Origin of the sequence: Carboxylicivirga caseinilyticus (genome assembly GCF_050589785.1) — a bacterium.
In the GTDB taxonomy this organism is placed as follows: domain Bacteria; phylum Bacteroidota; class Bacteroidia; order Bacteroidales; family Marinilabiliaceae; genus Carboxylicivirga; species Carboxylicivirga caseinilyticus.
In genome coordinates this window covers 17,173-40,628 of the sequence record NZ_JBNGOX010000047.1, presented here as the reverse complement: position 1 = coordinate 40,628, position 23,456 = coordinate 17,173, and the positions used below count along the sequence as shown (strand labels likewise).

General features: G+C 36.2%; 20 protein-coding genes and 1 riboswitch. Of the genes, 19 read left to right on the top strand and 1 reads right to left on the bottom strand.

Annotated elements, in window-relative coordinates:
* Positions 1-83 precede the first annotated feature (83 nt).
* Positions 84-278: riboswitch (cobalamin riboswitch) on the top strand.
* 115 nt (positions 279-393) lie between these two features.
* The 19 genes from ACRD62_RS19055 to ACRD62_RS18965 all read left to right on the top strand — a co-directional run bounded on the left by ACRD62_RS19055 (position 394) and on the right by ACRD62_RS18965 (position 21,683).
* Positions 394-2,307 (top strand): TonB-dependent receptor plug domain-containing protein, encoded by a 1,914-nt coding sequence (locus ACRD62_RS19055; RefSeq protein WP_430821707.1) that lies wholly within the window; start codon positions 394-396, stop codon positions 2,305-2,307.
* Positions 2,308-2,316: 9 nt separating this feature from the next.
* Positions 2,317-3,321 carry a FecCD family ABC transporter permease gene (locus ACRD62_RS19050; protein WP_430821706.1) on the top strand — a complete coding sequence of 335 codons (1,005 nt, stop codon included), beginning with the start codon at positions 2,317-2,319 and terminating at the stop codon, positions 3,319-3,321.
* On the top strand, positions 3,314-4,153 hold the full coding sequence (locus ACRD62_RS19045) for an ABC transporter ATP-binding protein (protein ID WP_430821705.1): 840 nt from the start codon (positions 3,314-3,316) through the stop codon (positions 4,151-4,153). Before ACRD62_RS19050 ends, ACRD62_RS19045 begins: the two co-directional genes overlap by 8 nt.
* Before the next feature lie 72 nt (positions 4,154-4,225).
* Complete coding sequence (locus ACRD62_RS19040) at positions 4,226-4,768, top strand: cob(I)yrinic acid a,c-diamide adenosyltransferase (protein ID WP_321412037.1); 543 nt, start codon at positions 4,226-4,228, stop codon at positions 4,766-4,768.
* A 6-nt stretch (positions 4,769-4,774) separates the two neighbouring features.
* Positions 4,775-5,665 carry an ABC transporter substrate-binding protein gene (locus ACRD62_RS19035; RefSeq protein WP_430821704.1) on the top strand — a complete coding sequence of 297 codons (891 nt, stop codon included), beginning with the start codon at positions 4,775-4,777 and terminating at the stop codon, positions 5,663-5,665.
* Positions 5,666-6,511: 846 nt separating this feature from the next.
* Positions 6,512-7,300: a hypothetical protein gene (locus ACRD62_RS19030; RefSeq protein WP_430821703.1), complete on the top strand. Its 789-nt coding sequence runs from the start codon at positions 6,512-6,514 to the stop codon at positions 7,298-7,300.
* 337 nt (positions 7,301-7,637) lie between these two features.
* Positions 7,638-10,361 carry a CHAT domain-containing protein gene (locus tag ACRD62_RS19025; protein WP_430821702.1) on the top strand — a complete coding sequence of 908 codons (2,724 nt, stop codon included), beginning with the start codon at positions 7,638-7,640 and terminating at the stop codon, positions 10,359-10,361.
* 9 nt (positions 10,362-10,370) lie between these two features.
* On the top strand, positions 10,371-11,168 hold the full coding sequence (locus ACRD62_RS19020; protein WP_430821701.1) for a hypothetical protein: 798 nt from the start codon (positions 10,371-10,373) through the stop codon (positions 11,166-11,168).
* A 70-nt stretch (positions 11,169-11,238) separates the two neighbouring features.
* Entirely contained in the window at positions 11,239-12,300 is a 1,062-nt protein-coding gene (locus tag ACRD62_RS19015; RefSeq protein ID WP_430821700.1) for a CHASE2 domain-containing protein, read from the top strand.
* Between the two features lie 72 nt (positions 12,301-12,372).
* Positions 12,373-13,113: an energy transducer TonB gene (locus ACRD62_RS19010; RefSeq protein ID WP_430821699.1), complete on the top strand. Its 741-nt coding sequence runs from the start codon at positions 12,373-12,375 to the stop codon at positions 13,111-13,113.
* 193 nt (positions 13,114-13,306) lie between these two features.
* Entirely contained in the window at positions 13,307-13,969 is a 663-nt protein-coding gene (locus tag ACRD62_RS19005) for a hypothetical protein (protein WP_430821698.1), read from the top strand.
* A gap of 10 nt (positions 13,970-13,979) precedes the next feature.
* Positions 13,980-15,185 carry a hypothetical protein gene (locus ACRD62_RS19000; RefSeq protein ID WP_430821697.1) on the top strand — a complete coding sequence of 402 codons (1,206 nt, stop codon included), beginning with the start codon at positions 13,980-13,982 and terminating at the stop codon, positions 15,183-15,185.
* Positions 15,186-15,288: 103 nt separating this feature from the next.
* Positions 15,289-15,870 carry a YdeI/OmpD-associated family protein gene (locus ACRD62_RS18995; RefSeq protein WP_430821696.1) on the top strand — a complete coding sequence of 194 codons (582 nt, stop codon included), beginning with the start codon at positions 15,289-15,291 and terminating at the stop codon, positions 15,868-15,870.
* Between the two features lie 62 nt (positions 15,871-15,932).
* Positions 15,933-16,301 (top strand): iron chaperone, encoded by a 369-nt coding sequence (locus tag ACRD62_RS18990; protein ID WP_430821695.1) that lies wholly within the window; start codon positions 15,933-15,935, stop codon positions 16,299-16,301.
* A gap of 135 nt (positions 16,302-16,436) precedes the next feature.
* Positions 16,437-17,057, top strand: coding sequence for a class I SAM-dependent methyltransferase (locus tag ACRD62_RS18985; RefSeq protein ID WP_430821694.1), 621 nt, complete (start codon positions 16,437-16,439; stop codon positions 17,055-17,057).
* A 492-nt stretch (positions 17,058-17,549) separates the two neighbouring features.
* Complete coding sequence (locus ACRD62_RS18980; protein WP_430821693.1) at positions 17,550-18,971, top strand: MFS transporter; 1,422 nt, start codon at positions 17,550-17,552, stop codon at positions 18,969-18,971.
* A gap of 1 nt (position 18,972) precedes the next feature.
* On the top strand, positions 18,973-19,974 hold the full coding sequence (locus ACRD62_RS18975) for a family 43 glycosylhydrolase (protein WP_430821692.1): 1,002 nt from the start codon (positions 18,973-18,975) through the stop codon (positions 19,972-19,974).
* 559 nt (positions 19,975-20,533) lie between these two features.
* A complete protein-coding gene (locus tag ACRD62_RS18970; protein ID WP_430821691.1) occupies positions 20,534-20,962 on the top strand; it encodes a hypothetical protein in 429 nt (142 codons plus the stop codon).
* A gap of 139 nt (positions 20,963-21,101) precedes the next feature.
* Positions 21,102-21,683, top strand: a complete 582-nt coding sequence (locus ACRD62_RS18965; RefSeq protein ID WP_430821690.1) for a DUF3109 family protein — start codon at positions 21,102-21,104, stop codon at positions 21,681-21,683.
* Between the two features lie 71 nt (positions 21,684-21,754).
* On the opposite strand, the gene gpmI is transcribed toward ACRD62_RS18965, so the two are convergent.
* Positions 21,755-23,269 carry a 2,3-bisphosphoglycerate-independent phosphoglycerate mutase gene (gene gpmI, locus ACRD62_RS18960; protein WP_430821689.1) on the bottom strand — a complete coding sequence of 505 codons (1,515 nt, stop codon included), beginning with the start codon at positions 23,267-23,269 and terminating at the stop codon, positions 21,755-21,757.
* Between the last annotated feature and the right edge of the window lie 187 nt (positions 23,270-23,456).

Below are 23,456 nucleotides of genomic sequence, written 5' to 3'. Positions count from 1 at the left end.
CCTTCACATTTATTATAGCCTGATAATTTTATAAAATATACCACACACTTATATTTTAAGTTTGCGCATTAAAAATCTTTTCTACCTTTGCGACCGATTACGGTAAATCCGGTCATTCAAATCGGATTGAAAGGGAATCAGGTGAAAATCCTGAACAGTACCCGCTGCTGTAAACTCCATTTTGATGAAAGGCACTACTTGCCACTGATCGTTTCACGCGATTGGGAAGGCGTCTTTCAGGAGTGAGTCAGAAGACCTGCCATAGTCAAAGGTATCGTAGCTTTCGGGAGTAAAAGCGAAGAGACAGACAGGTAATTCTAGACAAATCTATCTATCTTCTCCATTTTCCTAACTGCTACAAATAGTTTAACCATTGAATAAATTATTTGTAAAATGAATTATTTAAAACGTCTCCTTATTGGTGGCTTTTTATCAGGCATGGCATTTTTGAAGCCAGTTGCCCAATCAACCGACACATTAATTGTGATAACTGAGGTGAACATCACCGAAAACCGTTTGAGCAATTTCAATGCTGGCAGCACTGTTTATCAGCCTAATCAACAACTTTTAATGCAAAGATCAACACTGGGCATGGATGAAGTTTTACAATTCCTTTCTCCCATGAACATTGATGCTTACGGAACAGGATCATCCAGTATTAATGCACGGGGTGCTGGAAGCAACCGAACCCCTATCCTATGGAATGGTTTTAACTTACAAAGCATCGCCAATGGCGGCACCGACATATCAACCCTTCCCCTACTGTTTTCCGATGATATTAAAATGGAGATGGGTGGAAACTCTGCCCTTTTTGGAAGTGGAGCCGTTGGCGGTGTTATTTATCTTAATAACAAAGCCCGTTACAATGAAGCCAAAAAATCGTTTATGACCATCAATGCCGGTAGTTTTGGACGATTCAACGGAGCTTCAGGTATTCAGTACGGAAACAAAAATTACAGCGGTGTTTTACGCACTTATTATCAGCAGGCCGATAACGACTTTCCGTTTACCGGAGATTACACTTCTTCAGGGGTAACAACTACCGTGGATAAAGACCTGCCTAATGCCAATATGCATCAGTTTGGAGTGATGTCGAACAATCATTTTCGATTGAAGAACGGACAAAACATCAGCATACATTTATGGTACCAGGATGTGGATAAGCAAATTGCTCCAACAGTACGCGACATGGCAAGAGGAAAAACTTCGGATGCCGAACAACGCGACCAGGCTATACGTGGAGCAGCAGAATGGAAAGCACCCCTTAAAAATGGAGTTGTTACCGTTCGAACAGCTTTATTCTCTACCGAAACCAATTATCAAAAACCATCTACTTCTGATACCACCAAAACAACAGGACTTTCTTCTATCAACGAGGCGGAGTTGGATCTTAACTTCACCCCCTGGTTAAAGTGGAATTTAGGACTGAATTACACCTACGAAAAAGCTGAATCGAGCTCTTACGAAGGCGAAAAAGGTCGCAATCGTTTTGCCACATTTACTTCGTTTGGTATTAAGAACAAAAAAAGCGGAACCTTTGTGACTTTAAACGGACGTGGCGAAAAAGCCGGTGACAGCGATTTCACCATCACTGGCAATATTGGTCTGACACAAAAAATAGTGGGCGGATTATCAGCCAAAGCAAAAGCCGGAACCAGCTATCGTATACCAACCTTCAACGATTTATATTGGTCGGGGGGAACTCAGGTTGGAAACCCAAATCTGGAAGCCGAAACCGGATTTAACTATGAGGCCGGTCTGCATTATGAGCAAACTGTTGCTTCAACCGAATTTCAGGTGCAGGCTACCTGGTTTAAAAACAGCCTTGAAAAATGGATTAGCTGGGGACAACTTGAAGACGGCACCTGGACGGTATTTAATCAGGATAAAGCAGAGATTCAGGGACTGGAAATACATGCCGGTATAAACACCAAAATCAACAAAGCCAGCATTGGTTGCAACATTAATTATACCAACCAGGATGCCGTTGATCCTGACACGGAAAATCTGCTGCCTTATGTTCCTAAATCAAAAACAGCTGCTGCCGTATTTGGAGAATATAGAGGTTTGCGCTTAATTTACGCTCACAGTTTTGTCGACGAACGATATACATCAGCCAGCAATTCTACTTTAATGCCAAAGTATAACATTGGTAATCTGTCATTCGAAAAACGATTCGATGGACAGGTAGAAACTGCACTGACCTTTAAAATCAATAATATCTGGGATACAAATTATCAGACCCGACAATACTACCCAATGCCAGGCAGATATTTTTTACTTGGCATTCAATTGAGTTTAAACTAATTTCATTGCATGATTACATCTGCCAAATATAAATGGATAGTAGCACTAACACTGGTGGTGTTAGTGCTACTTTCTTTTATAGCATTAACCCTGGGGCCGTCTAATGTTTCTTTATCGCAGCTTTGGATGAGCTTTTTCAACCCTAACGAGGCTGATGCCGGAATTGGGCAGATTGTATTACAAATAAGAATGCCACGTATTGCAATGGCATTACTTGCGGGAATGGCCTTATCCGCTTCCGGTGGTGCTTTTCAATCAGTATTTCGCAACCCCATGTCCGATCCTTATGTTCTGGGCATCTCATCCGGAGCTTCAGTAGGTGCAGCCATTGCCATTGTTCTGGGACTTCAGGCCGGCATGTTCAGCATTCCTTTCTTTGCATTTCTGGGTTCAGCATCTGCACTGGCCATTGTTTACTGGTTTGCCTTTAACCTAAAACAGTCGGAACAAAACACCTTGTTACTGGCCGGTATTGCCATGAGTTTAATGCTGGGTGCCGTTGTTTCGTTGTTACTGGTGATTAATCGCGAACAAATGGAAAGCATCTATTTTTGGATGCTGGGCGGATTTAATGCCATAAGCTGGAAACAAATTTATATCGTTTGTCCGGTGGTACTTTTTTCGCTGGTGATGCTTTTCAGATACTGTAAAGACCTGAATTTACTGGCCATGGGAAACGAAACAGCCCATTCATTAGGAATCAATGTTAAACAAAAAGTGGCCATCATCCTGCTTATTTCTGCTTTGTCAGTTTCCATTGTGGTGTCGTACAGTGGCGTAATCGGTTTTGTAGGATTGATTGTACCGCATATGGTGCGCTTCTTAATTGGTGCCGACAACCGACGATTACTACCATTATCTGCCTTATGGGGTGGTGTTTTTCTGATTATAGCTGATACCCTGGCCCGCACGCTTGTTCAACCGGGCGAATTACCTGTTGGCAGCATAACCGCTTTGTTCGGAGCTCCTTATTTCTTCTTTATTCTAATCAAAAAAAGCCGTCGCCATGTTTAAAGTAAAGAAGGAATTACAAAAACGCTCCATCGTGCTAGCTTTCGAAGATCTGAGCTACAAAGTGGGTAATGAAAAAATTTTGGATACCGTATCGCACGAGCTTTACAAAGGTTGTTTTTACAGTATAGCCGGATGCAACGGATCGGGCAAAACCACCTTATTACAATCGCTGCTGCAAATCAAAAAGCCATCATCTGGTAAGATTTTCCTACCGGAGGAAATTGAAAACAAAGCACATTATTTCAGTTATGTTCCTCAAAACACCTTGCTTGAATTTGACTTTACGGTTGAAGAAGTAGTGATGATGGGTCGTTACCCGTATTATTCGGGTATTACCGGACCAAGCAAGGAAGACAAACAAAAAGTTAAGGAAGCGCTTCAGCTTACTGATATCGAAAACCTCCGTCATCGTTCAGTAATAACCCTTAGTGGTGGTGAACGTCAGCGTACCATCATAGCACGTGCACTGGCACAGGATACACCTATTATGTTTCTGGATGAGCCGGTATCGCAGCTCGATGTTTATCACCAGATTGAAGTATTGAAACTGTTGCGTGAGATTGCCGACACTCAAAACAAAACGGTTGTTACCGTATTGCACGACCTGAATCAGGTGAGTGAATTCACCGACCATGTGATGGTAATGGATGAGGGTAAAATTGTGGCCAATGGTACTCCAACCGAAGTGTTATCGCCGGCACTTTTAAAAGAAGTATTCAGGGTGAATGCCGAATGGGTTTGCTCCGAAGATATGAAACCACACCTGATCTTTCATTATCAAAGTAAGAAGAAGACTGATAGACGGTTAGACAATAGACTGTTAGACCATTAGACAATAGACTGTTAGACCATTAGACTTTTAGAAATCCAGATTTACATCACACATCAAAACATCACACATCCAATGACCAAAGGATTAACCATAGTAATAACCGGAAACGGAAAAGGCAAAACGACTTCGGCCCTGGGTATGCTTATGCGCACGTTAGGACATGATAAAAAAGCCTGTGTCATACAATTTATGAAATCACCTGAATCGGGTTATGGCGAAATAAACATGATGAACCGCTTAGGAGTTGAAAACTACCAGGCTGGTGCCGGATGCACCTGGACGGTTTCAAAAGAAGATACTGTTGAAACAGTTCAGTCGGCATGGGAGCTGGCTAAACACAAAGTAATGGCTGATGGTTATGATTTTATATTGTTAGACGAAATAAATATTGCCCTGTCATTGCCTGAAAAATTTGAAGAGACATTGATCACAGCCGATGAATTGATTGAGCTGATAAGACAGATGAGAAGTCGTTTCCCTGAACGTCACCTGGTTTTGACAGGCAGATATGCCTTACCTGAAATCATTGCAGAAGCAGATCTGGTTTCAGAAATAAACAATGTTAAACACCCATACAAAAACGGGGTTATGGCCCAGGAATGTATCGAATTTTAATGCCTTATGAAGATTAAAAACATTACCATACTATTGATTGCTATTCTGATAGCATCATGCCATTCAAACAATTGCAGCAACGAAAAATCGGTTCAGTTTACCGACAGCAATGGCAAAGAATTAAAGCTGGATAAAGTACCGCAACGCATCATCTCCTGCTCTCCGGCCATTACGGAGGTAATGTTTGCCTTACACGAAGAGAAAAAACTGGTGGGTCGTACCTCCTACTGTTATTATCCACCCGAAGTAGAATCCATTCCGGCAATTGGCGGATTAATCGATCCTTCACTGGAGGTAATGATCAAACTTAAACCCGATCTGGTGATGGCATCCACTCATTTCAAAAAAGAAACTGCTAACCGTATCGAACAGCTAGGAATGCCCTTTGCCTGGTTGCTGAGTCAGGAATCAGTTAGCGGAGCCGGCGATCTGATTATGAATGTTGGTACCCTGATTGGCGAAAAAGAGAAAGCTGATTCGTTATGGAAAGCCATACAGGCCGATATGAAACACACCGTTGAATTGATACCTGCCGACCAGCCCAAACCTCAGGTTTATTATGTGGTGGGATTTGGCAAAGGCGGCGATTTTACTGCCGGCGGAGATACCTTTATCTCCGAAATGATCAATTTAGCCGGAGGTATTAATATCGCTCAGGATGTTAACGGCTGGAACTATAACCTGGAAACGCTGATGCAGAAAGACCCGGATATTATTTTGATTGAGCCGGGCATGCTGGAGGCTTTTTGCCAACACGAACATTACAAAGAACTCAAGGCCGTTAAAAACAATCGTGTTTATGCAGTTGATCAACATATGGTGCAGCTAAACGGACCACGGGTCAATCAATCGCTTAGAGTCTTTGCCGAAATATTTTATCCACAGGTGCAATTCTAAAACCCTCAATTTTATTGTCCTCTCCAGGACAGAACCCTTCCTGGCGAGGTTTGACCTTTCCTGGCGAGGTTTTCTCCGTCCCGGAGACATATTTTTATATCCTCGCCAAGGTTTTTTACATCCTCGGGCAAGGAATCCCGTCCTGGCTAATATTTTTTGAAAAACCACCACTATTACACCTCTCCTGATCAACTTTACCCCTTCCTGGCGGAGTATTTTGCATCCTGCGGCAATATTTTTATTTAAATCCCTCCTATTCTACCTTCCTACGATAGTTTTTGTCCTTCCCTCATGAAAAGTGAACCCTCCCGGGCAGTAAAAGCATATTTTTCTTCATCACTGTTAAACTTAATAAATGTTTGATTAGTATAATTGGCATATTCTGCTATTTTTGTAGTTATCAATACTAAACCAAACACTATGAAGCTTAATGCAATTACCTCCCCATTTACACCAAAACCAAGGTTGACAATTTTATATCCGTTTATAAACGATATCTTTTTTAAATACGCTGATAAGTATTTAAAATGTTTTTGTACTTATAATACAGCAATTTGATATAGATAAAATAGTAATAGTGGATATAAGGTAGTTAGTGCCAAGCGAAACATCAAGCATATGCAAATATTTTAATTATAAACCAGACAGGAAAAAATACTGCGATTCATGTAATTGTAAAGAATTAGACGCTAAATAGAACTGTCTATTTAAATATGAGAATTCAAGAAAAATATATTAAAACTCAAAAATTAAATATTTGTAATATTACACTATCTATTAAGGTAGAATGTTATGTCTTAAATCCTATAGAATGAAAACTTTATATAAAATTTAATCTTTTATACTATGAATTATAGAAAATACCTTGCTTTTTATGCTATTATAATGTTCATTTCAGCTTGTGATAAAGAAGCAATTCAAGAAGAAAAGGAAATAGAATATGAAAATATTTCGATAGAAGTTTATAATCAAAATAGTGGTGTTTCCAACCTACATTTTAATGGTATGGATTATCAAACAGCAACAGAGGGAGAACAACGTATCTTAACCAGCGCTTTTAATTACGAAACTACTGATAATGTGGATGATGCCATTGGGCATGCCAAAGTAAGTTTTACAATGACTATTCCACCTTTTTTCTGGATTGTTGGAAGGTATATAAATGTAAAATCAGAAATTGAAATAACAGCTTATGAAGGTGATTATCTTGCAGTTGGTGCAGTTTTAGATCCAATGGATATAGTTGACGTAGATCGGGATAAAATTATTCGTAATAAACTACTTTCTAAACTTACAATTATTAATTCAACAACATCTAATGTGGAATGGTATCAGGAAACAATAGAAGATTTTGAAATGGATGGCGTTGGGGAAATCGAGTTATTCTATCCTTTGATGCGTAGGTCCATGCAAAAGTTACTAGAAGGTCGTAAGCATTCTATTTTAGTTGTTGATCAAAACAATAATGAACGAGCAGTACAGACAATTTCTGAAGTCAACTTTTACACTGATAAAACAATGACTGTTATATCTGAACATTTGATTTCAGAAGTAAATTTATCCGCTCCAGTTAGTAATTACGCGATTTACAAGATTGGTTTGGCTCAAAATAAAATATTCTTTGGGAAACCATAATAAAAAGTTATAACTGTTTCAGCTAGGAACTTTCGTGAATTAATAATAAAACTTCATTCTAAATCTATTGATAAATAAATGGTTATTGTTGAAATACAAACAAATGCCAGGCACTAACACGCAATATACATAAGCTGGGCGATATTGCCAATTTGAGCCTTTTCACATTTACTCAAAATCACAACGGTTTGACAGGAAAGTGCTTCAAAATCCCAGCCTCCGCATATTGCCACCGTTGTGTGCAAGTAAATTCTGGAAATCCAAGAGATGAAAAATGTAATATCCTATTCAAACATTAAAAACAGTTATATTTAGCCTAAGAAAAGCACTATAAGACATGAAAGCCAATTATAGATTAATATTATCCGTTTTATTGCTATTATGTATTACTATTAATTCTAATTCCCAGTCATGGACTGATGAATTTCAAAATGCAATTAAAATATATCAAACTCAGGATTTTGTCGGTGCTGTTAATGCTTATTATAAAGCAAGAGACCTTGCTATTGAACAAGGTGGCACTAAGGATAAAATGTATTTTGATTTATTAATGGGAATGACAGGTCCTATGGCTTATTTAGGTATGGCATCAGAACAAGGTAAAATTATTGATGAGACTACCGAATATGCTGAAAAGGAATTTGGACGAAATTCAACTCAATATGCTGAATGTCTTGATATGAAAGCTAATTGGCATGTACAATATACACAAGACTATATTGAAGCTGTTAGATTATTTACAGATTCGTATGAGATAAAAAAAAGATTATATACACCAAACCACCGTAATCCATTATCTGTGTCCTTATGGTATTTATCATGGTATAATGCAGCATTAGCAAAAGATAATCCTGATCTAGCCGATTTAAGTTTTATTGAAAAAAATGTTGAGCTCAGTCGGCAGTTGGACGGAGAAAAAAGTGCAATGTTTGCGACAACCCTTTCTAATACAGCTCAATCTTACTCCTCAATGGGTGAGTATACCAAAGCTATTGAATATCAATCAAGAGCACTCCGGTCTATACGATTTTTAACTTATAAGGGAAAAAAGGAATCATTGGCTCAAATGAAAATTGATATGGGTATATTTCAGTACAAATATTTTTCACAACAGAGTGATACCAAATTGCTTCAAAATGCTAGTGAGAATATTAGTTCTGGTATAAAGAATTTTGAAAAAATAGGAACCTGGCGAATCAATCTTCCAAGGTATAATAAAGACTTGGGGTTAGTTTTCTTAAAACTTAAACAGTTTGACAAGGCCAGAACGTGTTTTCAAGAAGCATTATCCATTCAATATGAGTTTTACGAAAAGGATAGTTATATAAACACCTATCTATTACGAGAAATTGGGCAGGGATTAATGGATGCCGGGTTATTAGAAGATGCTTTGAAATACCTCAGCGAAGCAAGTGAAATTTTAATTGGTGTCATCCGAACTGACTTTAAATACTTGTCGGAACAGGAAAAAGAAAATATGTATTTTACGAGTATCGCACCAATGATAGAGTCTTTTAACACCCTTGTATTAAAGGATAAGGGAAGCAACCCTCAATTGAGAATTCAATTATATAATTACCGTCTAGCCACAAAAGGTTTAATACATAGGAATCAGGAAAAAATATTAAACCTGATTAACAAAAGCGATGATGCTGCTGTAAAAGATATCTATCGTCAGTGGATAATCAATAAGAATTTATTCTCGGTTAAATTAAATAATGCATCTATTTCAACTAAAAGTTTAGATGGGATAAAAAATGATATAGATAAGCTGGAAAGAGCATTGTCTGAAAAACTACATCAGTTAACATTTTCGACAACTACGACTTATGACTGGAGCGATGTTAGAAATAAGTTAGCCCCCTCGGAAGCAGCTATTGAATTGATTCGTTTTAGAAAATATGAAGGTGATTTTACGAAAGAAATATATTATGCAGCATTAATTCTAACAAAAAACTCTACTTCTCCGGAAATTGTTTTTCTAAATAATGGTAATGATTTGGAAAATAAATATCTACAGGAATATAGGTCAAGTATGCAGAGCTTTATTAACTCAAACTATAAAAACGATTTATACACCCAGTATTGGCAACCCGTAGCTAATAATTTAGGAGATATACAAAAAATTTACCTCTCAAAAGATGGTGTATATAATTTGATTAACCTTAATACTCTGATAAATCCGGCTACCGGTGATTTTCTTCTCAAAGAGAAAGACCTTGTTACCCTAAGCCGAACAGATGAAATATTATTAAACGACTCTCCTTCAAAATCCAAAGACGCATATCTTTTCGGCAGGCCTGCTTATGCATTTAACGGTATTAAAAGCTTACCATCTGAAAAAACAGAAAATGATGGGCTCTCAGTCAGGAAACGTAGTGTAAATCTTCAGAATGCAACATGGACAGACTTACCTGGCACCGAAGAGGAAGTACTTGCAATTAATGATTTGTTAATTTCAAACAAATTAAAATCAACAGTTTATCTAAAACAAGAGGCAACTGAGAGTAATTTAAGAAGTATGAACAGCCCTCTGATTTTACACATAGCTACTCACGGTTTCTTTTCGGGTGAAATGCTAGAAAATGAAGTGGTTGAAGAGGGAGGTGTGGTTTTTCGAGGCAGCAAACAAAACCTTCAGGTTTCGGAGAAAAATGCCATGCACAACTCCGGGATTGTTCTTGCCGGTATAAACAACCCTCCTGGGGCAAAAACACAAAATGATGATGGCGTACTTACAGCATTCGAAGCCACCACATTAAATCTTCAAAACACCGAACTTGTAGTGCTATCAGCATGCGAAAGTGGTTTGGGTAGTCTAAAGAGTGGCGAAGGTGTTTATGGATTACAACGATCGTTAAAAATTGCCGGAGCTGATGCTTTGTTAATTAGCTTATGGAGCGTGGATGATGAAGCTACAAGTAGTTTTATGAAAGTTTTTTATGAAACTTACTTAAACTCGGGGGACAAATATAAAGCATATCATAATGCGCAAAAACAGCTATTATTAGAGTATAAACACCCTTACTTTTGGGGCGCTTTTGAATTAATTGGACAATAAAGAAATAATATGAAAAAAATTAAATTGCTTTTAGTTGCGATGGCATTACTGTCCTTTTGCCACATATATTCTCAAGAATATTATTATGTAATTAGTTGTAAGGGTAATATAACAGTCAACAATAAGCCCATTAAGTCTCGCGACAAATTATACGATAACGACAAAATAAAATTCTCGACAAACGAAGATATCTTATACGTATTGCACAACATAAAGGGAAGCATAGAATTAACCCCTGAAGGCAATATCAATAAGGACAGCGAGCTTTTTGCATTTCTTAAGGAAAAATACCTTGCCGAACGAAGTACTACCAGTTCTAGAAGTCTGGAACTTTTACAAAACACAGAAGATTTTTATCTCTACTTTAATAATATTGGGTACTTGCTTTTAACCGAAAATGTTTTTTATGTTGATACGGCAAATTATCCATTAAACGCAAATAGTTTCTTCTTTATACGTTACAATTATAAGGGCGAATCAATAAATAAAAAATTACCATTCTCAGGCAATGGAGTAATTATTAATGCTAAAGATTTACATAGTGTCGATGGAAACCCAATAATACCATCGGAAGTCAGTAATTATAATTTATTCTATTATGACAGCAGGGCGAAGAAGTCTCTTTCGCTTTCCGGGATGAATCTGGTATTTGTTGATGATACAGTTATTCAAGATGAAATTGAAACCATATTAAATAGTAACATTGCATCAGAAAAACAAGATGATTTCATTTTTCAATATCTAAACATGGCTTATGGCAACTTTGATGAAAAGGCTATTAAAAAAATTATTAGCAAGAAAGACTAAATGGTGCCTTGGTCTTAGCACTGCCAACTCATTGTTATTGATTCTGTTTACATTCTTAATTCAGAATGTAATGATCTTTCAACCAAAAGCTGAAGGAATAGGCACCTGGGGTAATGTTATTAAGAATATTATCCTGAATTCCGAAAAAGAAATCGATTCTCATCGGTTTCTTTTCGTGAATACCTCATCAAGTAATACCATTATTCAGAATGAACAACCTCCGTTTGATAATTCGGTAATAGTTAACAGGGAAATGTTGGCTTCCTTTTTAAATGACCTGAAGGAAACACAAAACTACAAATATGTAATAGCTGATATTATTTTCGAAGATCAATCTGATGCCGATTCCTTGCTGCAGAAGGCTATAGATAGTCTGCCACGTTTTATTACATGCTCATACACGAACAATTCAGACGAAGTAATTAAACCTATATTCAATGCTAACTGCGGGCTGTGTGATATTGAAACTATAAATGGCACTTTCTTAAAATACAATTTAAAATCTGACAATGGAGTAGCATCATTACCACTAAAAGTGTATAACGAATTAAATCAAAATGTTTCAAAAAAAAGAATGAGTATCGAACTAAACAGTTTCATTCTTAATTTCCGAATTACTAAGCACGATATTAATTCATCAAAATACACTTTAACAGATTTATGTTCACTTGTATTCTTAGGGAAAGACGCTATTCAGGATCTGGCAAAAGACAGAATTATTGTTATTGGCGATTTCAAAGAACATGATAATGTTTCAACAACTGTGGGTGAAATACAAGGACCCTTAATTCTAACAAATGTAATTTTAGCACTCGAGAACAAAGATCATATTTTTACAACCTTTAAGTTTTTTGTGCTGTTTCTGGGCTTCTTTTTACTTTCATGTATTGCCATTTATCCCACGGATATTTTCCAAAGAATGCTTGATAATATTGATGAAAAACGAGTGATTGTGCGATATCTAGTTAAAAGTGCCGGTATAGGTGCAATACTGTTGTTATGTTCTATTTTATACTATGTGGTTTTTAATATTTACTTAAACATTATATACCTGGGAGGATACTTTTTACTATTAGATTCAATTGCAAACAATTTTACAGAAATAAAGGCTAAAATATTATTTCTAAAATAGACAAACAAAACTACCTACACACAACACACTGGCATAAAGCATGGCTGGCTTTGCTCGTCCTGACGCCTTTGTATGGCATTAGCGTTGCGCAGAAATTTATTTAAGAAACATGATTTTATAAATGGTGAAAAATTAAAAGAGATGAGAGTATTAATATTGATCCAATTGATGCTATTCCTCGTTTTATCAATGGTATCTAGTCAGAATATTATTGATACATTATATTATAAGAGTAAATATGGTGGACCGCAAGTATCAGAGAAAGAGGGAAAAGTTTTAGAATATATTATTGAAATGCCTGATGGGACTATCTGTCATAAAATGATGAATCGTAAAGGGAAAAAACTATTTAGACAAAGATGTTTTAAAAATGGAGTTCCAACTGGTATATGGATTTCAAGAACAGGTTCACATGTAGATTATAATATTGAATTTAGTTATGAAGACACTACATATTCTGACATACCAAACTATGATTTAATAGAAAAAAAATTAATTAATGAAATAATAGGTGATTTTACACCACCAGTATTTCACATAAACGATGATGTTTTTCAAAAATATGTTGCGATGAACCTGAGATACCCCTTAATGGCAATGGAAAATGGAATTCAAGGAAAAGTTATATCTCAGTTTATTATTGATGAAAAAGGTAAAGTTATAGAGTTACGTATTATACAAAGTGCTGATAAAATATTGGATGCTGAAGCAGCCAGAGTCATTCTTAATTCACCAGAATGGACACCTGTAAAACTTGATGGAAAACCAATAAAAGTATGCATTATAGTTCAAACTAGCTTTGTTTTGCAATAAATATCTGATGTAAATATAATAACGCCATACAACAAGCCATTATAAAGTAGCCCTGGCTTTTGCGTGTTTTGGGAATACAGCTCCCGCGTCAGCTGAGTCACAAACAAAAAAGCGAATATAATATACGCAAACCGGGCCAATTCAGGTGGCTAGGCGCACCGTTGAGCAACATATTGATAACGAAATTGTATATATGAAAAAAATTGAACTAATATTAGGAATAATTGTCTTTATAGGATTCTTAATGTACTTGTTTTTAGTGCCCGGAAGCACTCTATTAATATTACTTTCATTGGGTTTATTAACTATTTTCTATTATGTATTTAGTATTCTTTTATTTAACAAAATAGAGCTAAAACAAAATATTAGCGCGAAAACATTTAAAGGAATATCTAAATTGAGAATTATAATCTCTATAGCATCAGGACTTGCATTATCTCTTACCTGTGGAGGTATTTTATTTAGAATTCTACATTATCCAGGTGCTAAAAAGTTATTGTTCCTGGGATTAATAGCCACCCTAATCGTACTTATTACATCAATTATAAAATTCGTTAGAGATAAAGACAACTGCTATTTAATGATATTAAATAGATTGACAATTATTGGAGCACTTGGACTTATATTAGTTTTAATTTCCGAATTGACAATTGCCAAGATTCGATTTCGTAATTATCCCGAATATATTCATATAATTGAAGCACTTAGTGCTGATCCTCAGAATGAAGAGTTGCGTACAAAAGAAGAAATAGAATTTTATCGGATAACTATGTCTGAAGAGGAATTTGAGTCATATATGAAATATCGAGAAAATCAGAATAAAGAAGAAAATACGTTGCAAGAAGAACTGGAATAAAGCATGCCTTATGAAGACACTTCACAAAATATTATGCGGATTTATAATTCTAACTTTTTCGAATGCTAATAGTCAGGATTTAAAAGGCATTTGGTTTTCAAGCCATGTCAAGGAGTTAAGATCTGTCAGTGAACGTGTAGTTATAAGTGAAAATGAAGATGTTACTATAAAATTAGATTCGACTGAAACAGATACATATTACGAAGAAGCGTATATATTACTCGATTTCATTGATGATAAAAATGTTATTGTAAAGAGACTTGGTGATGGAGAAATTAAATGTGATTACAAGGTAAAAAACAATAAGCTAAAGGTTAAAATAAACAATCACAGCATAAAAGGACAGATTTCCGATAACAGCATCTTTCTAATTGATAAAATCAGTAAAACAATTATCAGAGAAACCTATTTTGAAAGGATTGTTGATTCAAATATTATTGATAAAACCGGACTTGATAGTAAATCTTTGATAAATACTAACTGGCTGGTTAAAACTGATACCTCATCACTTAATTATGGTTTTGACTTTCATTTTCTTGACAGTGCATTTGTAGTCATTAATCAAGACTTTGGTGATAATGGCTATACCAATTGTGGTGATCGAAAAATTGACTGGTATAAAAACCATTTGTTTTTAGGCATCATAGATAGAATTGAACTTGAAATAAAAGTTTATCATTTTTATGATCGGAACATTAATGCTTTAATTGGAAACACGTATGAATATAATTTTTTTTCAAATGAGCCTCCTACATTAAAAAATATTGAACTGATAAAAAAAGAACTTCCTGATAGCATCGTTCTTAAATCATTAGAAAAAGATTTAATTGGAAAATGGATTGCTATAAATAATCCTATACGTATCGACACATCCTTTCAGGATTTTCATAATATAGATTCTTTGCTGAATCCAAAATACGAGATCGACTTTAATGAAGATAAAACCTTTAGATTAACAAGATCAGGTACAATTGTAAAACAAGGCGAAAAAATATTTCTGGAAGATATCCCGATTGGCAAATGGGATATTGGCAAAACAGGAAAATATATTCTATTAAAACACAATGACGCTTGGACAGAATATGTAACCATTAACAAGCTTGAAAGCGACTACCTGGAGATATTCTGTGAAATAGAGGAAATTTATGACGAAAAATTCTTTCGTAACGAAACAGTGAAAATGGTCAAAATATCTGCCTCTGAACCGCAGAAATAAAGCTAGGCAGGAGATATTTTTTGGCAATGCAGACACCACTAAGTTGAGCCGGGGTTGGCGATATAAAACAAATCAAGCAAAATAGAGTTGGTAATAAAAAAGCATGACTAAAAAAGAAATAGAAACATTTACCCCTAAAAGCAGAGCAGAATGGCGCCAATGGCTTGATAAGAATCACGTCACAAAACAGTCAGTCTGGCTAATTTATTATAAGTCATCATCAAAGGCGTCTTCGATTAGCTGGAGTGAAGCGGTTGATGAAGCACTCTGCTTTGGATGGATCGACAGTACACGAAAAACCATTGACGCCGATCGGTTTATGCAATATTTCAGTAAACGAAAACCCAATAGTTCCTGGTCACTTATAAACAAAGAGAAAGTTGCTATGCTCATTGAAAACAAACAAATGACCAAGGCAGGCTTTGATAGTATAGAAACTGCCAAGCGAAACGGTTCGTGGACAAAAATGGATGAAATAGAAGCACTTGTTATTCCAGCTGATTTGACTGAAGAATTGAAAAAATATGAAAATGCGACGGAATACTTTGATACGTTAAGCAAGTCGAATAAAAAAATATTGTTGTACTGGATTGGTTCAGCCAAGAGACCTGAAACCAGACTTAAGCGAATTAGTGAAATTTGTCAGTCGGCAAGTCAAAAACAGAAGCCAAAACAGTTTCGATAAAATAATACATCACAAGGTTTGCTGCACTATAAATATTGACGGTCACCCCAATTTATTCTTATATGACAAAGCATAAAACAGTTGAAGAGTATTTAAAAGCCACACCTGATTATGCACAGGAAAAGCTAAATGAGATTCGATCTATTTTAAAATCTGTTGCACCCAATGCAACCGAAGAATTGAAATGGGGCCACCCCGTATTTTTTGAAAAGAGAATTTTATTCTCCTATTCTGCTTTTAAAAACCATATAACCTTTATGCCAACCGGTCCGTCACTGGAACCTTTTAAAAATGAATTGTCCTTATTTAAAACCGGCAAAGACACAATTCAGTTTCCATATGATAAACCCTTACCAAAGGATTTGATTGTAAGAATTGCCCAATACAGGTATAATGATGTAATACAAAATGATGCAAAATGGATGTATTAAAGGCATCTGGTTCATAATGCGCAATTATATCCAATCGTTATAAGGTAATTTGGTATTTTTTGTGACAAACCTATGTTTACGATTTGATAAATTTGACTTATAAATTTTGGTTTAATATTGATAAAAGAAGTTAGTATGCATTTTGATAATCAGGCATTAGAATGGGATAAGGATCCGCAAAAGGTAGAGAGAGCTGAAATTTTCGCCAAAGAAATAAATGATTTTATTCATCCTGATAATAAGATGAGTGCGATGGAATTTGGTTGTGGAACAGGATTACTTAGTTTCAAACTCAAAGACAACTTTAAATCGATCATTCTCGTTGACAATTCAGAAGGGATGATAAATGTCTTAAAGGAAAAGATTGATAAAGGGAATATTAAAAACTTCACTCCTCTTAAAATTGATTTGTTCGACCATGAAATCCCTCTTCCTAAAATTGATGTAATCTATACATTGATGACGCTTCATCATATGACCGATATTAACAAGACGCTAAAAGTATTCAATTCCACATTAGCATCTAACGGATATTTATGTGTAGCCGATTTGGTAAAAGAGGATGGATCTTTTCACTCACACCTCAATGATTTTGACGGTCATAATGGATTTGACAAAGATGAACTAAGTGAAAAATTAGAAGAATCGGGTTTCAAGGTTGTTTACTATAAAGAGTGCTATGTAATTGAAAAAAAGATGGGTGCCAAAATAAAGAAATACCCATTATTTTTAATGATTTGTAAAAAACAGATATAAAATTAAGCAGGAAATAAATAATAGTAAATAGCCTTTAAAATAATGCATGGATGTTTCTACAGGTGCTATTTGTTTACTTTGCTTTCTAACCATTTGGCAATATTACACTCGTTTCTTACGCTCAAACTCTGAACAAAACATAAATCACGTAGCAAAAAATTCTTGATCAACCCTTCAGCTTTACTTAATCTATACAAAGGGAATTACAAACACACACCAAACACAATCTAACTTAAAACCAGATATTTCGTACCGCCTGTGCACCTGCACCAACCAAAATCCTCTTCTTTGAAGCCTTAAAACTCCACCTATTGGAATCAATTCTCCACCGTAATTCGAAAATTACAATCAATCTTTGTAAGTAGGAGATGATCTAATTTTTGTTGCACCATTTAGAGAACCAATAAAAATGGTATAAGTAACTATTAAAAAAGCTACTATTTTAGATAAACTCCATTAGCTAAATGAAAAACAAACTTTTATAATCAATTAATGAAAAATCAAAAGTTAAGTATTCTCGAAAAAATCGGATACGGATCGGGAGATGCAGCAGTAAATGTTGTGATTTCTTCCATGTTTCTAATCATAACTTATTTCTACACTGATATATTCGGCATTTCGCCCAAAGACGTAGCTCTTATGTTTTTGCTGGTGCGCCTGATCGATGCCATTAGTGACCCTTTGATGGGAATTATTACTGATAAATATAAATCAGACAAGTGGGGTCGTTTTCGCCCTTATTTCCTTTATTTATCGGTTCCTTTTGGTTTGGCAGTGTTTTTTACCTTTTCAACACCCGACTTTGAATATGCAGGTAAATTAATTTATGCCTACGCAACCTATATCTTTGTTACCTTAATGTTTACTTCAGTAACCATTCCATACATTTCGTTAATCGGTGTTCTTACCAACGATCCTAAAGAGCGGTTATCGGCCAGTGGATATCGCTTATTCTTTGCAAAGGTTGCCGCTTTCGGTGTTTCGATATTAGTACCTATCATGGCAAAATTTGTGGGTGAAATAGATTGGTCTACCTTTTCGATCAATGGCTTAAACCTGGCATACGAAAAACTGGAAACTCCCAATTTAAAAACTGGTTACCAGGCTGCAATGGGTGTTATGGCATTTTTAGGCACAGTATTGTTTTTGTTTTGCTTTTTCACTACTTCAGAGCGTGTTGAACATGAAGTTGAAAAAACTCCGTACTTAGAACAGTTAAAGTATCTCTTTAAGAACAACCAATGGGTATTATTGCTGGGCTCTTGCCTGTCAGGTACTACCGGTTATGTAATACGTGCTTCTGTAGCCATTTTTTATGCCAAATACTACCTTGGAGGCGATGAAATAGTTCAATCAACCTTTATGGGAACAGGTGTTGCCGCAGCCATACTAGCCATGCCTGCATCAACCTTAATAACCAAACGATTCTGTAAGGTTAAATTATTCTGGATGTCGCAATTTGGGGTTGGTATTTTGAGTGTATTAATGTTTGTACTTGTTCAACCACAACCCGAAAGTATGATGGTGGCATATGTTATGTATTTCATTCTATCTTTTGTTGTTGATGTGCATGCTCCTATCTTTTGGACTGCCATTGCCGAAGCTGTTGATTATGGTCAGGCAGAAACAGGAGTTCGTGTTTCAGGTTTAGCTTTCGGAGGTATTTCATTTGCTCAGAAAGCAGGTATGGGTATTGCAGGTGCTGTTGTGGGTCTATTGCTATCATGGTTTGGATATGTAGCAGCAACCGAAGAAATTCCTAATCCGGTACAATCCGAAACAGCCCTATTGGGTATATCATTGATGTTGACAATTATACCGGGCGTTTTCCATGTTATCAATGGAATACTGATACATCGATATAAAATTACCGACAAATATTACGAAACAATCAAAGCAAAAATTCATATTTAAAATGGCTACATACAGCAATAAACCTTTGGTGGAGCAACGAGCTGATCCGTTTGCATACAAACATACCGATGGCTATTACTATTTCACAGGTTCAGTACCTACTTACGATCGGATTGAACTGAGAAGATCAAAAACATTGGAAGGATTAAAAGATGCTGAAACTTTTGATGTTTGGTTCAAGCACGAATCAGGTCCTATGAGTCGCCATATATGGGCACCTGAGATTCATTACCTGGATGAGAAATGGTACGTATATTTCGCCGCCAGTGAAGAAGATGACATTTGGGCATTAAGACCCTATGTGTTGGAATGTAAAGGTCAGGATCCATTAAAAGATGAGTGGGTTGAATTGGGTATGATGCAGGCTGCCGATAATGATAATAAATCATTTATTGACTTTTCGCTGGATGCTACCATTTTTGAAAACAAAGGAAAACGTTACTTCTGTTGGGCCGAAAAAACGGGTGGTCAGTTTGCTGCATCCAATCTTTATCTGGCCGAAATGGAATCACCTATTAAACTGAAGACTGTTCAGTTTATGCTTACCACCCCCGATTATGACTGGGAAAGAGTTGATTTCTGGGTAAACGAAGGTCCGGCAGTGATTAAAAATAACGGCAAGATATATATTACTTTTTCGGCAAGTGCCACGGGTGCATGTTACTGCATGGGCTTGATGGAAGCGGATGAGAACTCAGACCTGCTGAATAGAAATTCGTGGAAGAAATCGAGATATCCTGTATTCCAAACGGATTACGATAAAAAGATTTATGGTCCGGGACATAACAGCTTTACAGTTGCTGAAGACGGCGTTACTCCTTTATGCATCTATCATGCACGTGATTACGACAAAGCAGTTGGCGATCCTACGGTTGTGCCTAAGAGCGATAAACGTCCATTGGAGGAAATCGTTGCTGATCCATTGTACGATCCAAACAGACATGCCCGTGTAATGGAAGTAAAATTTGACAATGAAGGAAGGCCTGTTTTTGAACTTTATTAATCAGGCAAAATTTCAATTTATTTGATTAAATATTAAAGTATTCTTACCCTGAGGGGTTCTAATAGTAGTTTGTTAATAGTAAGGTGGAGCAATCCACCTTTTTTCTTAATAGCCATAGACCTTTTTAGATTTGTGAAATTTGTGGTTGAAAAATAATACTATCCCGTCGCAATAAGAGCTATTTGGCAAAGAAGGTTACTGCGTGCGACGGATTTACAGATCACTCATATCGTGGGTTAAAACCCACGGCTATTACAGTCAGCCTTTCAGGCTTCATTTAACGACTTTTATCATTTAAACGCACCTTTAAAATTCAATTCGTGTAATTTGCGTAATCTGTGGTTGAAAATTATTTGATATTTAATCACTTAAGCTCACCTAAAATGTAAGCGACATTATAACAGTGATGCTGTTATGAAATTTGATTGTTGTTACATCTTATTGATCTCCTCACTTCTTAAAACCTTTTCTTATAGATGTTAGCTAGTTTATCATTCTCTTAAACTGGACAAACCATAAATCTGGGAGTAACTTTGCTGTTCACTAAATATTTCCAATCATGAAAGCAAAATTGTTTTTTCTTATGGTGTTTTCCATAATCATCATAGGTTGCGAGCAGAAAACCAAAGATCCTATTGAAGGTGTATGGGAAATGATTTTTATGGAGTATCCAAATATGGAAATTTCCTACCCAGGAGGAGCTACCGGGGAAGCAACAAAATCATGGACTACAGGAGGCTTCACTATTGGCGGAGAATGGCAAATAGACACCATCCATTACAATTATCATGGTTGGGGCACCTACACGTTAGAAGACACACATTACACTGAAACCATTATCAACCATCCAGATGATGCTCTTGTTGGTGAAACAATTAATATGATTATCATAGTGCGTAACGATACATTAATACAAAAATGGCCGGTTGATGACAACTGGATCCCTGTTGACAACCATAATACAGAGAAATACATCCGATTAAAATAATCAACTTTTAAATTCATATAAAACAGGAAGGAAGAAGTATATTATTCCTTCCTGTTTTAATTTTTATCAGCCTGAATCACTTCTCTTAGCCAAAACAATTATTCTACTATCTTTGCAGCTTCAAAATAATTAACAGAAGATGGTTCAGATTGATGATAAGATAGTAAGCACAGATATTTTTACGAAACGATTTGTTTGTAATTTATCCGTTTGCAAAGGTGAGTGTTGTGTTGAAGGAGAATCAGGTGCTCCTTTGGAAGAGGAAGAGACTGCTATTTTGGAAGAGATCTATCCGATTGTTAAACCATACCTAAGCGAGGTTGCTATTGATGAAATTGAAAAACATGGCAAATGGATTATTGACGGTGATGGTGATAAGGTAACCCCTATCATCAACGGACGCGAATGCGTTTACACTTACTTCGATGAAGAAGGTATTTGCAAATGTGCCATCGACAAAGCTTACCAGGAAGGTAAAATTGACTTTAAGAAACCGATCTCATGTCACCTCTATCCTATTCGTGTTGCCAAATACCCCGATTTTGAAGCCTTGAATTATCATACCTGGCCTATTTGTGCTCCTGCCCGCGAACTGGGAGGCCAGATTGGTGTGCCCATTTATAAATTTCTTAAGGAACCTATTATCCGCAAATATGGAGAAGCGTTCTACAATGAATTAGAAGATGTTGAAGATACTCTTAAAAAGCAAGGAATGATATAATAAAATCATCTTACAAATAACAAAAACGGCAGCCCGATGGACTGCCGTTTTGAATATCTAAAAGCTAATAATTAGCTTAGTTTAATCAATGATTTTCCAGTCATTGCTGCCGGTTGTTCAACACCCATCAACTGAAGAATAGATGGAGCCACATCAGCCAATACACCGTTTGAAACTTCACCTTTTTGCTCAGTTACCCAAACAAATGGTACCGGATTCAATGAGTGAGCTGTGTTTGGCGAACCATCAGCGTTAACAGCATTATCAGCGTTACCGTGGTCGGCAATAATAATTGCTTCGTAATCGTTGGCTTTAGCCGCTTCAATTACGCTTTCAACACATGAATCTACTGCACCAACTGCTTTTTCAATGGCTTCGTAAACTCCTGTATGTCCAACCATATCGCCATTAGCAAAGTTCAAACAGATAAAGTCATATTTTTTGTTATTCAACTCAGCTACCACTTTATCTTTTACTTCGTAAGCACTCATTTCTGGTTGCAAATCATAAGTAGCCACTTTAGGTGAATTAACCAAAATACGATCTTCACCTTCGAAAACAGCCTCGCGACCACCAGAGAAGAAGAATGTTACGTGAGCATATTTTTCAGTTTCGGCAATGCGTAATTGCTTTAAACCAGCTTTTGAAACTACTTCACCAATGGTTTCTTTTACGTTTTCTTTATCGAAAAGAATATGTAGTCCTTGGAATGTTGCATCGTAAGGTACCATTGTGCAATAGTGCAATGGAATTGTTTTCATTCCATGCTCAGGCATATCTTTTTGAGTCAATGCAATGGTTAACTCTTTCGCACGGTCGTTACGGAAGTTAAAGAAAACAACTACATCACCTTCTTCAATCTTACCATCAACAGTTGTGTTAACAATAGGTTTGATGAACTCATCAGTTACTTCAGCATCGTATGATGCCTGGATAGCATCCAGTACATTAGTTGTTTCAGATCCGATACCTGATACCATTACGTCGTAAGCTTCTTTCACACGCTCCCAACGATTATCACGGTCCATAGCATAGTAACGACCTGTAACTGTTGCCACAGCTCCTGTTGATTTTGCCATATGATCTACCAATTCAGTCATAAAACCTTTACCACTGCGTGGGTCAGTATCACGACCATCCATGAAAGCATGAACGAAAACATCATTTAAGTCATATGATTTTGCTACATCTAACAAAGTGTGGATATGATCCTGGCTACTGTGTACACCACCTTTACTCATCAAACCAAGCAAGTGTACTTTTTTACCGCTTTCTTTAGCGTAAGCATAGGCTTCAGACAATGCTTTATTTTCAGCAATTGAACCATCAGCACAAGCACGGTTGATTTTTACCAAATCCTGGTAAACCACACGACCCGCACCAATATTTAAGTGACCTACTTCAGAGTTACCCATCTGACCATCAGGTAAACCTACATTTTCGCCAGAAGCCTGTAATTCTGAATAAGGATATTTAGCTAATAATGAATCCCAGTAAGGAGTTTCTACTTGTGAAATTACATCTGATTTGGATTTATCTCCAAATCCCCATCCGTCTAAAATGACAAGAATAGTCTTTTTACTCATGTTATGATATTTTATTTTTCTATATTCTTTTCTTTCTGTCTATTATAAAAAGCTGCGCAAAAATACTTAATTAGTATTCAATGTAAAAATGTACAGCCATATAATTAGCAATTGAATTGCTACCAAAAGTAAACAATGTCGGTCATTACTTGGTTTATTGGGCGCAGTGTAAAAATCGTTAAATGTT